This window comes from Chryseobacterium amylolyticum, assembly GCF_051011775.1.
Taxonomy (GTDB): domain Bacteria; phylum Bacteroidota; class Bacteroidia; order Flavobacteriales; family Weeksellaceae; genus Chryseobacterium.
In genome coordinates this window covers 53,028-69,022 of sequence record NZ_JBPCHX010000005.1, presented here as the reverse complement: position 1 = coordinate 69,022, position 15,995 = coordinate 53,028, and the positions used below count along the sequence as shown (strand labels likewise).

The following is a 15,995-nucleotide window of genomic DNA, read 5'->3' as shown; positions in this document are numbered from 1 at the left end:
GAATGGAGAATCTAGTATATGCAATAGTACTTTTACCACTTTTAGGGTTTCTTATTAACGGGCTGTTCGGAAAAAATCTTCCAAAAATATTGGTTGGTTCCCTGGCTACTGCAGTAGTTTTCGGATCTTTCTGTATTGCGGTAAGTCTTTTCATGAATTTCAATTCTGAAAGCCAGCCTGTCATTGTAAAAGCTTTTGAATGGTTTAGAGTAAACGGAGTTCAAATCAATTTTGGATTCCAGATTGATCAGCTTTCGTTAATGATGGTCATGATCATCACGGGGATCGGTTCACTGATCCACTTATACTCTATCGGATATATGAGTCATGATAAAGGGTTCTACAAGTTCTTTACTTACCTGAATCTTTTCATCTTCTCCATGTTACTTTTGGTAATGGGAAGCAACTACCTTATCCTGTTCATCGGATGGGAAGGTGTAGGTCTTTGTTCTTACCTGTTGATCGGATTCTGGTATACCAACGAAGAATACGGTAAAGCAGCAAGAAAAGCTTTCATCATGAACAGGATTGGTGACCTTGCGTTATTGATCGGTATCTTCATGATCGCTTCTCAGACCAATGCTGTAGATTATCTTTCTGTAGCAGAAAATGCTTCAAAATTTGAATTGGACGGAACAGTGATCATCTTTATCACAGCGAGTTTATTCATCGGTGCTACCGGTAAATCAGCTCAGGTTCCATTATATACATGGTTACCGGATGCGATGGCCGGACCGACTCCGGTTTCTGCGCTAATTCACGCGGCAACAATGGTAACTGCGGGTATCTATTTAGTGGTAAGATCCAATTTCTTATTTACTTTAGCCCCAACCGTTCAGGGAGGAATTTTATTCATCGGGTTCTTAACAGCTGCTTTGGCAGGATTCTATGCACTTCGTCAGAACGACATCAAAAAAGTATTGGCATACTCTACCGTTTCACAGCTTGGGTTTATGTTCATTGCTTTAGGTCTTGGGGCATATACAACAGCAATGTTCCACGTAATGACGCATGCATTCTTTAAGGCGTTATTATTCTTAGGTGCAGGTTCTGTAATCCACGCTATGAGCAACGAACAGGATATGCGCTTCATGGGAGGTCTTAAAAAATATATTCCTCTTACGCACGCTACATTCCTGATCGGAACATTAGCGATCTCAGGTTTCCCTTTATTATCGGGGATGATCTCCAAAGACGAAATTTTAGTAGCAGCTTTCGCTAAAAACCCTGTTTACTGGGTAATCCTATTTGTTTTAGCGGCAATCACTGCAACGTATATGTTCAGACTGTACTACCTGACTTTCCATGGAGAATTCAGAGGTACTGAAGAACAAAAACACCACTTACATGAAAGCCCGTCTAATATGACATTACCATTGATCGTATTGGCTGTTCTTTCTGTGATCGGAGGTTTCATAAACCTGCCTCACTTCATCGGTCACGGTCATTATGCCAAACTGATGGAATGGTTAAAGCCTGTTCTTACAGAACAAAGCTTCAGCCAGATGGAAGCTACTCTTTCAGGAGTACCTTTCAATACTGAAATGATCTTATTGGCAGCTACAGTAATTATGTTCTTCTCTGTTTGGTTTATCGTAAGAAATACCTACGTGAAAAAGAAAAAGATGGCTGTGGCAGAAGAAAGCTATACCGGATGGGAAAAGCTTTCTGCTAAAAAATTATATGTAGACGAACTTTACAACGCATTGATTGTAAAAACTGTTGAAGGATTAGGACGCGGAGGAAAAATGTTTGATAAGGGTATCTTAGACCGTTTTGTAAACTTTGTAGGTGATGGTGCTGAAGACAGCGGAAAAGCTATGAAGCGTGTACAGAACGGAAATGTAGAGACATATATCCTTATCATGTCTTTAGCGGTGGGAATTATATTAATTGTTAACTTTTTATTACAATAATAATGTCTTGTTTGTTATTAACATTATTACTATTACCTCTAGTAGGTTCGGGATTAGTTTTTGCCTGGAAGAATAATTCCAGCAAATATTTGGCGCTTGGAATTGCATTGGTACAAATGCTTCTTACGTTCTATGTACTTTCGGATTTTGATTTTAATCCAACGGTAGACAGCGTATTGCAGCATGAGATCAATTATCCATGGTCACAATTTATGAAGAGCTCTCTTCACTTCGGTATCGATGGAATGAGCATGCTTCTTTTATTACTGACCAATATTCTGGCTCCAATCATTATTTTATCTTCTTTCAACGAAAATGTAAACTACAGAAATACATTCTACGGATTGATTCTATTGATGCAGTTTGGTCTTGTAGGAGTGTTCACTTCTTTAGACGGATTGTTATTCTACATTTTCTGGGAAGTAACTTTGATTCCAATTTGGTTCATTGCCGGACTGTGGGGACAAGAAAATAAAAGGTTCGAATTCACTACGAAATTCTTCGTATATACATTTGTTGGATCATTATTTATGTTAGCCGGGCTGATCTATGTGTACAACCACTCTGCATCATTCGCTTTGACAGATTTATATAATGCACAACTGAACGAAACACAACAGACTGTGGTATTCTGGTTCATCTTCTTCGCATTTGCGGTGAAACTACCGGTGTTCCCTTTCCATACATGGCAGCCTGATACCTATACCTACTCTCCTACTCAGGGATCGATGTTATTATCAGGAATTATGCTTAAGATGGCAGTATACGGTGTAATGCGTTATTTACTTCCAATCACACCGATTCCGATTGCCGGAATTTCCGGACAGATTGTGATCATCCTTGCTATTGTGGGCATTGTTCACGGAGCTTTGATTGCCATTATCCAGACGGATATGAAGAGAATCATTGCCTATTCATCTTTCTCCCACGTAGGATTGATGGTAGCTGGTATCTTTGCTTCCGCAGTAGTTACTCTCAGAGGAACTTTCAATGTAGAAGGTGCTGAAGGTGCTTTGGTACAGACTTTCGCTCACGGTATCAACGTAGTGGGATTATTCTACTGTTGTGATATTTTATACAAGAGATTTAAATCAAGAGACATCAGACAAATGGGAGGTTTGGCTAAAGTAGCGCCTAAGTTTGCTGTATTGTTCCTGATTATTATACTAGGTTCAATGGGAGTTCCATTGACCAATGGATTCATCGGAGAATTTATTTTGTTGAAATCAGTGTATGATTTTAACGGAACAGCAGCAGTAATTGCTGGTCTTACAGTAATTCTTTGTGCTGTATATTTATTGAGATTCTACGGAAAAGCAATGTTTGGTGAAGGAGATGAAGCAGTTCTAAGTACAGCAAAAGATTTATCAGGTGTAGAATTTTCTGTATTGGCAAGTTTAGCGGTTTTTGTGATTTTACTTGGTATTTTCCCACAACCGGTAATTGAAATGGTGAGTAGTTCGGTGAAGTTTATCTACCAATCAATGGTAAGTTAATTTGATATTTTAAGAAATGAGTGTTTTAATTATTGTTTTCCTAACGGCAGTTATTGCGTTATTTTCAGGAGTTTTTGAACAAGGAAAATTCGCAAGATACATTGGGATTTTGGGATTAATCATCGCATTGTACGTAAGTTTTATGCCGGAATGTTCGTTCTTCGACCATTACAAGCATATGTATGAGTACAGTGACAATACTGCATTATTCACTAAAATATCAATCGTAACGACTTTATTATTATTCTTCCTGGGAGGTTTTGCTTTCAGCAACCACAGAAGCCACCAGTCAGAATTATATGCATTGATGCTGTTTGCATTATGCGGAGGAATTATCCTTTTCGGATATCAGAACTTAGTGACGATGTTCTTGGGAGTTGAAATCCTTTCTATTCCATTATATGTAATGGCCGGAGCTAACAAAACTGATCTGAGATCAAATGAAGCTTCTATCAAATATTTCCTTATGGGAGCATTTGCAACAGGTTTCCTACTGTTTGGTATTGCATTTATCTACGGAAGTGCAGGAAGTTTTGATCTTTATAAAATTCATGACTTCGGTGTGGCTAACTCAGGGAACGTAATGTTCATCCTGGGAGTATTACTGATCCTTTGCGCATTGGCATTCAAAGTAGCATTAGCACCTTTCCATATGTGGAGTCCTGATGTATATGCAGGTTCACCATCATTGATCACAGCTTTCATGGCAAGTGTGGTAAAGATCTCCGGATTCTTTGCCCTGTTCAGATTGATGACACTGGGTTTCACCGGAGTTACGCACGAATGGATCAATGTTTTAGGAGTATTCTTAATCATTACTTTACTTTTGGCAAACGTTATGGGTCTTGCTCAGACGAATGCAAAAAGAATGTTAGCGTATTCTTCAGTTTCTCACGCAGGATATATCGGATTGGTATTCTTCGGAATGACAAGCCTTTCTACTTATAACCTTGCCTTTTATTTATTTGCTTATTCTTTATCTACAGTAGGAGTTTTCATGTGTCTGATCTGGGTAGAGAAATTGAAAAGAGAAACTTCTTTCGGGGCATTCAAAGGATTGGCGAAAACTGAACCTTTATTAGCCACAGCAGCAACGATCTCTATGCTTTCAATGGCAGGAGTTCCGTTAACAGCCGGATTTATGGGAAAATTTGCTTTATTCTCCCAGGCTATGAATGGTGCAGCTTTCCTTGTACTGGTAGCAGTATTAGGTTCTGCCCTGTCTATCGCTTACTATTTAAGACTGATCATCGCGATGTTCTTCTTTAAAGAATCAACATTCAAATCATCAGAAAAAGTAACCCTTACTTACAACATCATTGCAGTCGTTGTTATTGCTTTGATTATTATCCTGGGAATTTTCCCGGATCTGTTTGCAAGAATGTTCGGATTGTAAAACCTGAATTTTAAGATATTAAAAGCACAACTTTTCAGTTGTGCTTTTTTTGGCCATATCTGAAACAAAATTCATAAAATTTATTATTCATTAATCCTGCCATCCTCTTTCCAAAAAAACAACAAATAATTACAAAATATCTTATAAAGTTTCCTGAAGTACAAGTAAATTATGTACAATAAAATAAATTATCCTCCTATTAATATTCCGCTTTTTTCATAACTTTACTCTAAATTTTTCAGCTCTTGGCTAATCTCTATAAAAAAGACTCCCCTTTTCAGGTTTATATATCATTCAAAAAATATTTGGATGTTCTGGAGCATATCCGGTATAATGACAGATTAGAATACAGGGTGAACTATGCGGAGTCTTTGATTGAGAGTACGAGAAACTTTAAAGAGTTCAGAGAAGGCTTCCAGGACACCGCCCTCCTCGAAAAATATGAAGACCTCATCAGGCTTCTTCTTGCCGATCTGTTCCCGACCGGACTTACCAAAAATGAGATCAAAGCGGCCAGTATTCCTCTTTCCAATATCACTTTCAATTATACAGAAAGATTTAAAGACATTCTGAAAGATGCTGGAAAAGATTTTGAAATAGAACTGAGAAATATTTCAGATAATGAATTTTATGTGTTCTGCTGCTGTCTGATTCTTCAGAGCTACTTCAAAAAAGATATTAAGAGTACGATTCCGCTTTATTATGATATCCCTAACAAGCAGGGAATCATGAAGCACTATAAGATTACCGTCAATTCAGACTTCACAGAAATTATCCCTACAGAGGATGCCAAAATTCCATCTGATGATATACTGGATATGCTCCTGGAAAATCTGGATGATTTTAAATTGTGGAAGAAATACTTTCCTTCCCAATCCTGGATTTTAAAAGGATTTACGATTATTTCACTGGTTGACTGCACTTCTGAAGTGGCACTTTCTGATCTGAAATCAAGCATGATCGAAATTGATCCCGAAGATTTGAATCCCGATGAAAATCTGACCGAAATCTTTAAATCCTATTTTGATGTTCCGGAACTCAGTTTTGGACTGATGACCTTCAACAAAAAGGAACAGAAGCTGGATAAGCTTCCGATTTATGAGAGTCTTCTCACTAATCATATCCTCGATTTCTGGATCAATGCCTTTGATGAAGAAACCCGTAAGAGCACCTTCAACAATCTGAATCATAATTCAAAACCTGTTGTTGTTTCCAATGTAAACAATCTGGATGAAAGCGTTAAAAAACTGCCTTCTTTCAGTATTTTAAAGGATAATAATGTCAACAGCTTCATGGTAATACCTATCATGAAAGACGGTGAGCTCCTGGCCATCATGGAATTTACTTCTCCTATTGCCGGCAGCTTTAATGGCTTAAAGCTTAAAAAACTGGAATTTTTCACTGATATGGTTCTTTTCTCTCTGAACAGATTCTATTTTGAGAAAAACTATCAGATAGAAGCTATTATTCAACGTGAATATACCACCATTCATGACAGTGTGGTGTGGAAGTTCAGGAATGAAGCTGAAAAATATTTTACGGCATCGCTGGGAAAGAAAATTTATACACTAAAGCAGATTTCATTTAAAAACCTTACGCCATTGTTCGGGGTTTCAGACATCCGCTCTTCATCAGAAAAACGTTTTAATCTGATGCTGCAGGATCTCAACCAGCAGATTGAATCACTGAACGAAATTTTAACGCTTACCAATTCCGAATCAGAAAAGTTTCTGCTGGCACTGGATATTTTTGAAAATGAGCTCAATAATGAAATAAAAGCTGATACGGAACAACGCTTTCAGAGATTGCTGAGGGAAGAGATTCATCCCTTTTTACAGGGGAAACTGGAAATTAAAACCCCCAGAGCAATAAAGACAAAGATCAAAGATTATTTTTCACAGATTTTTTCATCAACGGAGCTGTTTTACACCCATCGGAAAAAACTGGATGACTCTATTACTCTGGTTAACCGTAAGCTGGCGGATATGCTGGACGAAAGCCAGGTAAAAGCCCAGGAAATTTTCCCACATTATTATGAAAGGTTCAAGTCTGACGGTGTAGAGCATAATCTGTACATTGGCCCTACCATTGCACCTGAGCTTCATTATACCTCAAAAGTTGTTCATAAACTGAGATACTGGCAGATGAAAACCATCTGTAAAATGGAACTTGATTTCCAGACTTTTAAAAAAGATCTTCCTATACAGCTGGATATTGCCTCGCTCATCTTTGTGTACAATGAAAAGATCGACATCCGTTTCAGAATGGATGAAAAACGTTTTGACGTAGACGGAGCATACAATTCTTATTACGAAATTATCAAAAAGCGTCTGGATAAAGCTCATGTCAAAGATTCTTCAGAACGCATCACAGCTCCCGGAAAAATCACCATTGTCTATTTCGGAATGGAAAACCAGAAAGAATATCTCGACTACATTTCAAAACTTCAGAAAAAAGGGGTTTTACAACATGACGTGGAATTTTTGAAGGTTGAGGATCTCCAGGGAATTACAGGATTGCTGGCGCTAAGGGTCTCCTTTACCCTACCACAGGAATAAAAAATCCGGCACAAAAGTCCCGGATGTATTTATATTTATTTTCAAAAATTGATCTTGATCCTGTTAAAGACTTAGAAAAGCCACTCCAAAAGACAAAACAGAAATAATGATCCCTGCCATAAAAATTTTATAGGTAATGGATAAAAGCTTGTATTTCCTGTTAAGCACTTTCCCCAGATAGTATAAATCTTTCACCATAGAATCATAAATGTAATCTCTGTCTTTGATCAGGTCTTTCATGGCATTGTTATAATCATCAAACAGCATCTGTTGAAAGTTTCCGAAAAACAGAAGATTTACTTTTCTGTTGGCAATATCCTGAGGAGTAAATGTTGTTTTCGTCACATTCGGTTTTGTGGACAGAATCGCAAAGATAATAGTCAGTACACTTGACAGCAGTAAAATAAAGCTCGGAAGAATCAGATGCGAATTTTTGGGAGCATCCAGCTTCGGAACCAATACGGAAAGGCACACTGAAATGATAATCGCATTTACAGATAAAAGAATATTGGCTTTACTGTCCGCAATATCACTCAGCCTTGTATGGTTGTTCAGCGTTACCCTGAATAAGGTATCCACACTTCTGTCTGATTTTTCTTTCTCTTTTTTACCTTCTGGGTTATCCTTCTTACTCTCTTTTTTCTCCTCCTCTTTTTCCAGTTTCTTTTCGATCTTTTTGATGTTTTTCTTTTTCAAAGGCTCCCAGTTTTCTTTAGCGTAATCCGTATAAAAAGTATGTTTGTTTTTCAGCATATCAAGATTTCCGGCATTCCATTCTTCATTGGAAAAGCATCTAACATTGGTCAGCTCCCATTCTTTTCTCAAAGCATCTGAAATATCGGTATAATCATGACCTGCAAAATGACTGAAATCCGCATCTTTTACAATTTTTTCCAGTAAGTTCTGAGGTTCATAGTGTATTTTGGTAGCCAGAATCAGCTTTTCAACATCAGCAATATAATTTTCAGGATAATTTTCCTGTTGCAAAAAATTCTTCATCACCTCCACACTTCTCTCCTCATGATTGAGAGCACACTCTATATACCCTGTATCATGAAACCACAGCGCAACGAGAACTTTCTCCTGATCCTCTTCGGAAACAGGGGTGTTCTTCATAATTTCTTCAGCCTTATTTACCGTGTAGGCAGTATGGATAAAATTATGATAAAAATATACCGAAGATAACTTATCTTTGAATAAGATTTCAACATAATTTTTAGCTTTGTCTAGAATGTTCATTCCTGAAATTTTGTTAATGTAAATTTATGAATTTATCCTTTAAAACTCATCTTAAAAATACTTCTATTGTTCTTAGAACAGTAATGTCCGCAGGAGTCCTTTATTCCTGTGCTACATATAACGTACAAAAGGGCAAAAACTTATTTGAAGTAAAAGATTCCGAAATAAAATCAGAAAATGATTTTAAACTTTTTCTGATTGGAGATGCAGGAAATGCAGATGAACCTCAGGCACAAAAAACGCTGAATTTACTGAAAAGCAAACTGGATTCCGCCGACAGCAATTCTATGCTGATCTTTCTGGGCGACAATATCTATCCTAACGGGATGCCCAAAGAAACGGACAAAGATTATGCACTAGCGAAACAGAAACTGGAAAACCAGCTGGCCATTACAAAAGACTTCAAGGGAAAAACATTGGTCATTCCGGGAAATCACGACTGGTATAACGGGCTGGAAGGTTTGAATGCTCAGGAAGGACTGGTAAAAAAATATCTCGATGATAAAAAAGCTTTTCTACCAAAAAGCGGATGTCCTATTGATGACATCAACATTTCTAAAGACATTAAGCTCATTGCCATCGATACGGAATGGGTGATTGCCAACTGGGATAATTACCCGGGAATCAACAAAAACTGTAATATTAAAACACGGGAAGATTTTTTTACGGAGTTTAAAGACCTTATTATTAAAAATCAGGGTAAAAAAATAATTGTTGCCTTACACCATCCTGTCATCAGCAGTGGAACACACGCAGGTTTTACCTCTGCTAAATCCCATCTGTTTCCTTTAAATAGTAAAATCCCTGTTCCGGTTGTTGCCAGTGTGGTTAATATTTTAAGGAGTTCCTCAGGAGCAAGCCCTGAAGATATTAACAACCAACATTATGCAGATCTTGCCAACAGGCTGAAAAGTATTGTACAGGATAAGGAAAACATTATTTTCGTATCAGGACATGATCATAATCTGCAATATCATGAAGATGGGAACCTGAGACAGATTATCAGTGGTGCGGGTTCTAAAACCGATCCGTCTACCATTGTAGAAAAAACAGACTTCTCTTACGGAGGCAGTGGTTTTGCTGTTTTAAATTTCAGAAAAGACGAAAGCACAGATGTTGAGTATTTTTCAACCAGAGATGCCCGGCTTCAGAAACTGACTCATATTTCCGTGATGTCTAAACCGGATGTATTTGTCAATAACTTCCCCAATTCTTTTCCGGCAACATTTTCTTCAACTATTTATCCCGTACAGCTTACAGAAAAAAGAAAATTTTACAGATGGCTCTGGGGAGACCACTACAGAAAATATTACGGAATCCCGATTGAAGCCCCAACCGCTAATCTTTCAGAACTGAATGGCGGGTATATTCCTTTCAGAGAAGGAGGAGGAAACCAATCCAACAGTTTACGTCTGAAGTCTGCAGAAGGACAGGAGTTTGTAATGCGCGGTGTGAAAAAAAGTGCGATCCGCTTCCTTAACAACATGGCTTTCCAGAAAAGCACATTAGGTGAAGAACTGGCCGATACATTCCCTGAAAAATTCCTGCTGGATTTTTACACGACCAATCATCCGTTTACCCCTTTTACGATCGGGAACATGTCGGAAAAACTGGGTATTTTTCACAGTAACCCAAAACTGTATTACATCCCTAAGCAGCAAGCCTTGGGAAGATATAATGAAAACTACGGGGACGAAATGTATATGATTGAAGAACGTTTTTCTTCTGATCCTAAGACGCTGGCTTATCTTAACAATGCAAAAGATATTGTCTCTACGGATGATGTACTGAAAAACCTCAATAAGAGTAATAAATATTCTGTTGACAGGGAATCTTATATCAGAGCAAGGCTGTTTGACATGCTTATCGGTGACTGGGACAGACATTCAGACCAATGGAAATGGGCAGAATATGAAGAAGGCGATAAAGTAATCTATAAACCGATTCCGAAAGACAGGGATCAGGCGTTCAGTAAATATGACGGTGCCGCATTTAAACTTATCATGAATGTTCCGGCCATCCGCCATATGAAGACCTTTACAGAAGATATCAGTAGCGTGAAATGGCTTGCCATGGAACCTTACCCGATGGATCTTGTTTTCTTGAAGGGAGCTGATCAGAGTGAATGGGAAGCTCAGGCAAAATACATACAGGAGCATCTTACCGATGCGGATATTGATGATGCTTTCCATAATCTTCCAAAAGAAGTACAGGACGACACCATCGCCGAAATCCAGAGAAAGCTGAAAATTAGAAAAACAAAACTTCAGACCTATGCAGCCCAGTATTATGATGTACTACAGAAAAAAGTACCTCTGGCAGGAACTGTAAATCCTGATAAGTTTGTCATTACAAAAAACGGACATTCTGTACTTGTGCAGCAATATAAGCTGGGTAAGGATAAAGACAAGAATGAGCTGGTTTTTGAAAAAACTTATCATGATTCGAAAACAAAAGAATTGTGGATCTACGGACTGGAGGATGATGACATCTATGAAGTAACAGGAACAGGAAATCCAAAGATGAATATCAGACTGATCGGCGGTTATAATCATGACACCTATACTGTGGGTGACGGAAGAAAAGTGAAGATTTATGATTTTAAATCTCAGAAAAACACTTACAACGCCGGTAATGCAACCAAAAATATTACGGATGATTATGACATCAACAGCTATAATTATAAACATCCTAAATATAATTCTGTAGCAGGGTATCCAAATCTGGATTACAACCCTGATGACGGTGTTATTGTAGGTGTTCTGGCCAATTATACGGTAAACAATTTTATCCGTGATCCTTTTACTCAAAGACATAGCTTAAAGGCTAATTTTTATACCGCTACAGCAGGATTCAGTCTTACGTATAAAGGCGTATTTAAAAAAGCAATTTCAGGTTGGGATATTAACCTTGATGCATTTTATACGACTCCAAGATTTTCTCAGAACTTCTTTGGACTTTCCAACGAAAGTGATTATGATAAAGAAAATACCGAAAGAGAATACAACAGGGCCAGAATTTCCAAATTCAACTTTTCTCCTTCCATCTCACAGAAAAGCTGGATGAATCTCAGCCATCAGTTTCAATTGACTTTTGAAGATAATAAAGTACAGAGAAAGGCTGGCCGTTTCATCAATCAGTCTCCGGATGTAAGACCCGGTGTTTTTGACAGCCAGCAGTTTGTGGGAGCCAATTATACATTGGGCTATAAAAACGCTGATAATGCAGCTTTCCCTACTCTTGGACTGGAATTCATGCTTAATGCAGACTGGAAAGCAACCCTTTCTGATTTTAATAAAAACTTTGTGACCTTAAAAGGAAAGCTTGCCGTTGACCACAGAATTGATAAAAAAGGAAAATTTGTATTTGCCAACTCCAGCAATGTTATGTGGATCAATAACAACAACTTTGAATTCTATCAGGCTGCAGCTATCGGAGGCAACAACGGAATGAGGGCTTTCAGAAATGAAAGATTCTCAGGAAGGTCCTATTTTACCAATAATTCAGAGATCCGATGGGATTTTGGAAGAGTAAGAAATAATATTGCTCCGGCAAACATGGGGATTCTCATTGGATATGATATCGGACGTGTATGGAATGATAATGAAAATTCAAGAAAATGGCATCAGTCTGCCGGTGCCGGTCTATGGTTGAGTATTGTAGAAATGATGTCTGCAAGGTTGAATTATTTCTACGGTTCAGATGGCGGAAGGCTGTCTGCAGGGATAGGAATGAAATTTTAAACGCATCCGTCTGTAAAGAGATTATTCTAACCTTACCTTTTGGATTGAATTCATAAAGCACTGTTTAATAATCCTTTAAAGCATACCTTATATTAAATATTTAAAAAATCCAATTTAAATAAAATTTAATATTTCAAATTTTCAACTCACATTTTTTAATGATAAAATAAATATGGCTTTTAAATAAAAGCCATATTTTCAGCTATATAAGTCAAAAATACACATAGTTCAATATGATTATCAATTCTTTAAAAAATTGACATTTTAAAAACATTTTATATTTGCTGCACCAAAAAATCAGCAAATGATGAAAAAGAAGCTATTGTATATGGTATTATTTATCATATCCGTAAACTTAAATGCACAGATAGGGATTAAAACATCAACGCCTCAAAATACACTTCATGTCAATGGTTCCCTTCAGGTTGTTAAAGATCTTAATGTAGGAGGAGATGACAGAACAAAAGGAAATTCCGGAAACAAAGGTGAAGTTTTAATGTCAAACGGAGCAGGCAATGCACCGGTTTGGAAGACCATTGAATCTGAAAACTTCCTGAAGGTAGTATTTGTTGGGAACAAGACTGATCTCAGCCCGGCAACGGGCAGCTATACCGGAACACATTCTACTCCTGTCAGTACCCACGAAAGTTATTCACAGACCTATGTTTTCAATGTAAGTAATAAAATTGATACAGCTTATTTAACATATAATTCAACCACCGGACTTTTTACAGTAGTAAAGCCAGGGTTCTATAATATTGTGCCTTATGCAACCTATGATCTTAATTTAAATCCATCCGGACAGACTGCAGGTACTGCCAATTCTTATATACAAAAGGTTTCTCCGGTACTCACAACACTTGCAGGGATATCTACCGGCCATGGTGAACGTACGACAGGACTGAATCATAATCTTTCATCCATTAACTTTTTTAATGCGGGAGAGACCTTCAGAATACGCTGCAGGTATACTCAGGATTTCCGGTTATCAAGTGGGAATATTCATATATCTTACCTTACTCCCTAGTCTATAAAACGCCAATCACTTTAATACATTCATATATTGAAAAGCTCCACAGATTTTCTCTGTGGGGTTTTATTTATTTTTATAAAGGAAAAGTATATACATTTCCCCCTTCATCCTTCCCTTTCTCATCTGCGATCATTAATGTTTTATCATCAAGGAAAACAACAGCTTCTTTCTGGGAATTATGATTCAACGGGATTTTCTGAATCTTGGCTGAATTAAAATCATCAGCAGTAAATCCTGTAAGAACATGAACATTTTTATGGGTCAGCAATACAATTTTATCTTTCGTACTGTTAATAGTTGCTGATGTAATCGCGGCATCATTATAACCGCCCTGAAGTTTTAATTTTCCTACCAACTTTGCTTCAAAATCGCCCTCTTTATTAGGCACCTGGAATACAAGGAAAGTTCCGTCGAAACCTTTGCTTCTGTTTTTAGTAAACAGGTAGAAATTTCCATTCATCTCAACAAAAGCTTCACAGTCATAGAGCAGATATGATTTTTTCGGAGGAAATTCCGTCTGTCCCTGATAATGGAATTTTGTGGTCTGAACAACTTTGGTCACAGTTTGTCTGCTGTCTTTTAAATCGGTTTTTAAAATCGCCAGATCCTGTCTGTTATTATCATTATTTCCAAAGTCGCCAATATAAATATTTCCTTCAGGATCGGAAATAATGTCTTCCCAGTCCGTATTTTCTGCATTTTCTACCGGAATTTTTGCCTGCATATCTCCTTGATTACTCAAGCCGTATATTGCATTTTTATTTCCCCTGTCTTCTATCACCCAGATCGTTTTCTTATCTTTTGATAAAGTAATTCCGGAAACCTCCTTCAACTTTTTGGGTAAGGAGAACTGTATTTTCAGTTCATCTTCTTTGGCAGGGGAATTCTGAGCTTTTGGATTACAGCTCAATAAAAGCAAGGCAGGTAACATAAGAAAACGTAACATATTTATTTTTTTATTTTTTAATTGAATATAAGAAGCATTAATTGTTCCAATCAGAAACTATGAAAGCTTTTTCGCCTTTTCCCATAGAACATCCATTTCTTCCAGAGACATATCTGCCAGTTTCAGATCCTGTTCCTCTGCAAGTCCTTCCATTTTCTGAAACCTGGAAATAAACTTAAGATTGGTTCTTTCCAAAGCAGAATCCGGATTGATTCCTGAAATTCTGGCATAGTTAATCAGAGAGAAAAAAACATCACCTAACTCCTGTTCTTTTTTGTCCAGATCTGTTTCAGCATGGAATTCCTGAATCTCTTCATCTACTTTTTTCCAGGCATCTTCTGCATCATGAAACTCAAAGCCTATTCCTTTCACCTTATCCTGAATTCTGTAGGCTTTTACCAGACTTGGCAGACTTTTAGGAACGCCTCCTAAAATAGATTTATTTCCTTCTTTCAGTTTTAATTTTTCCCAGTTCTGCTTCACTTCCTCTTCATCTTTCACCTGGATATCCCCGTAGATATGAGGATGACGGAAAATCAGCTTCTCATTCAGGGAATTGATAACATCTGCGATATCAAAACTTCCTTTTTCAGAACCGATTTTAGCATAAAAAACAAGGTGAAGCAAGACATCGCCCAGTTCTTTCTTTATTTCCTGTAAATCATTCTGCAAAATAGCATCTGAAAGCTCATAGGTCTCTTCAAGGGTAAGATGACGAAGGGACTCTAATGTCTGCTTCTGATCCCACGGACATTTTTCACGCAAATCATCCATAATATCCAGTAATCTTCCAAATGCTTCTAGTTTCTCCTGTTTCGTATTCATAAGTAATGGGAAATTCAATCTTATACAAATGTAAGGGTTATTCAGGCATCATTACAAACGTTGGAAATAAAAGTTGCAGAGTGCAGAATTCCGGATAGGTTAGGTGGTAAACCTGACAGGTTTTCGAAACCTGTTAGGTTTTGGGATATGAACTCGCTGTTACCTGCCTGAAAACGAAAAAACCTTGTCCGGAATTTCCGGACAAGGTTTTATATTTTTAATTCAGATGAATTATCCTTGTTTTCTGTGTGTACTCTTCGGAGCTGATTTTGCCGCTGAAGTTGCTTTTACTTTCGGAGCAGCCGGCTTTTCAGTTTTTGGAGCTGCTTTCTTAGCTTCTTTTTCAATGCTTACTTCTTCTGTTGCAGGCTCACCTTCTAAAGTTTCAGGTTCTGCTTTCACAAAGCTTTCAGGAGTAATATATCCTGCTTTTTGAAGGATGTTGTACCACTGAGCCAATTTCTTGATGTCAGAAGAATATACTCTTTCTGTGTCATAGTTTGGAAGAGATGCCAGCATAAAATCTTTCAGCTCTGCCTCAGAAGATTTGTGAGAAATGGTTTCCTTATAATCGTTGTTCTTAGCAATATTTTCAAATACTTCAAACAAAGGAACTTCTTTCTCGAATGTAAACATAGCAATATTGTCCAGTAAACTTACCTGGCTTGAGTTTCCAATGCTTACTTTTTTCTTTGAGGTAACATCTTCAATGATGAATCCGTTTCTTAATTGAGAAACTAATTTGAAAAGTCCTGGTTTTCCGGAAATTGAAATTATTTTTTCTAACAGCATAATTTTATTTTTTGTAAATTCTGCAATCAGCACTAGCTTTTTGCTTTTTAT

The 15,995-nt window shown here is 37.4% G+C and carries 10 protein-coding genes; 6 read left to right on the top strand and 4 right to left on the bottom strand.

The genetic code is table 11. The features are described from left to right. Positions 1-2: 2 nt before the first annotated feature. The 4 genes from nuoL to ACR1PO_RS14485 all read left to right on the top strand — a co-directional run bounded on the left by nuoL (position 3) and on the right by ACR1PO_RS14485 (position 7,366). Positions 3-1,916 carry an NADH-quinone oxidoreductase subunit L gene (nuoL, locus tag ACR1PO_RS14500; protein WP_433987211.1) on the top strand — a complete coding sequence of 638 codons (1,914 nt, stop codon included), beginning with the start codon at positions 3-5 and terminating at the stop codon, positions 1,914-1,916. Between the two features lie 2 nt (positions 1,917-1,918). Then, positions 1,919-3,412, top strand: a complete 1,494-nt coding sequence (locus tag ACR1PO_RS14495) for a complex I subunit 4 family protein (RefSeq protein ID WP_332386321.1) — start codon at positions 1,919-1,921, stop codon at positions 3,410-3,412. Between the two features lie 16 nt (positions 3,413-3,428). Further along, on the top strand, positions 3,429-4,808 hold the full coding sequence (locus ACR1PO_RS14490) for an NADH-quinone oxidoreductase subunit N (protein ID WP_332386322.1): 1,380 nt from the start codon (positions 3,429-3,431) through the stop codon (positions 4,806-4,808). Between the two features lie 245 nt (positions 4,809-5,053). Further along, entirely contained in the window at positions 5,054-7,366 is a 2,313-nt protein-coding gene (locus ACR1PO_RS14485) for a GAF domain-containing protein (RefSeq protein WP_433987210.1), read from the top strand. Between the two features lie 63 nt (positions 7,367-7,429). On the opposite strand, the gene ACR1PO_RS14480 is transcribed toward ACR1PO_RS14485, so the two are convergent. Further along, the gene (locus ACR1PO_RS14480; RefSeq protein WP_433987209.1) at positions 7,430-8,605 is read right to left on the bottom strand and encodes a Pycsar system effector family protein; all 1,176 of its coding nucleotides are present in this window, start codon (positions 8,603-8,605) and stop codon (positions 7,430-7,432) included. A gap of 26 nt (positions 8,606-8,631) precedes the next feature. On the opposite strand from ACR1PO_RS14480, the gene ACR1PO_RS14475 reads away from it, so the two are divergent. Both ACR1PO_RS14475 and ACR1PO_RS14470 read left to right on the top strand, forming a co-directional pair. After that, entirely contained in the window at positions 8,632-12,348 is a 3,717-nt protein-coding gene (locus tag ACR1PO_RS14475; RefSeq protein ID WP_433987208.1) for a metallophosphoesterase, read from the top strand. Between the two features lie 304 nt (positions 12,349-12,652). After that, positions 12,653-13,375 (top strand): hypothetical protein, encoded by a 723-nt coding sequence (locus ACR1PO_RS14470; protein WP_433987207.1) that lies wholly within the window; start codon positions 12,653-12,655, stop codon positions 13,373-13,375. A gap of 79 nt (positions 13,376-13,454) precedes the next feature. Here the strand turns inward: ACR1PO_RS14470 and ACR1PO_RS14465 are convergent, their stop codons facing one another. The 3 genes from ACR1PO_RS14465 to ACR1PO_RS14455 all read right to left on the bottom strand — a co-directional run bounded on the left by ACR1PO_RS14465 (position 13,455) and on the right by ACR1PO_RS14455 (position 15,944). Further along, positions 13,455-14,327, bottom strand: coding sequence for a hypothetical protein (locus tag ACR1PO_RS14465; RefSeq protein ID WP_433987206.1), 873 nt, complete (start codon positions 14,325-14,327; stop codon positions 13,455-13,457). Between the two features lie 57 nt (positions 14,328-14,384). Further along, entirely contained in the window at positions 14,385-15,152 is a 768-nt protein-coding gene (mazG, locus tag ACR1PO_RS14460) for a nucleoside triphosphate pyrophosphohydrolase (protein ID WP_433987205.1), read from the bottom strand. 231 nt (positions 15,153-15,383) lie between these two features. After that, positions 15,384-15,944, bottom strand: a complete 561-nt coding sequence (locus ACR1PO_RS14455; protein ID WP_041462097.1) for a DUF5606 family protein — start codon at positions 15,942-15,944, stop codon at positions 15,384-15,386. Between the last annotated feature and the right edge of the window lie 51 nt (positions 15,945-15,995).

Bases quoted from the DNA above. Each gene is read 5' to 3' on its own strand.
- nuoL (WP_433987211.1), top strand. From the start codon at position 3: ATGGAGAATCTAGTATATGCAATAGTACTTTTACCACTTTTAGGGTTT.
- ACR1PO_RS14495 (WP_332386321.1), top strand. From the start codon at position 1,919: ATGTCTTGTTTGTTATTAACATTATTACTATTACCTCTAGTAGGTTCG.
- ACR1PO_RS14490 (WP_332386322.1), top strand. From the start codon at position 3,429: ATGAGTGTTTTAATTATTGTTTTCCTAACGGCAGTTATTGCGTTATTT.
- ACR1PO_RS14480 (WP_433987209.1), bottom strand. From the start codon at position 8,605: ATGAACATTCTAGACAAAGCTAAAAATTATGTTGAAATCTTATTCAAA.
- ACR1PO_RS14475 (WP_433987208.1), top strand. From the start codon at position 8,632: ATGAATTTATCCTTTAAAACTCATCTTAAAAATACTTCTATTGTTCTT.
- ACR1PO_RS14470 (WP_433987207.1), top strand. From the start codon at position 12,653: ATGATGAAAAAGAAGCTATTGTATATGGTATTATTTATCATATCCGTA.
- ACR1PO_RS14465 (WP_433987206.1), bottom strand. From the start codon at position 14,327: ATGTTACGTTTTCTTATGTTACCTGCCTTGCTTTTATTGAGCTGTAAT.
- mazG (WP_433987205.1), bottom strand. From the start codon at position 15,152: ATGAATACGAAACAGGAGAAACTAGAAGCATTTGGAAGATTACTGGAT.
- ACR1PO_RS14455 (WP_041462097.1), bottom strand. From the start codon at position 15,944: ATGCTGTTAGAAAAAATAATTTCAATTTCCGGAAAACCAGGACTTTTC.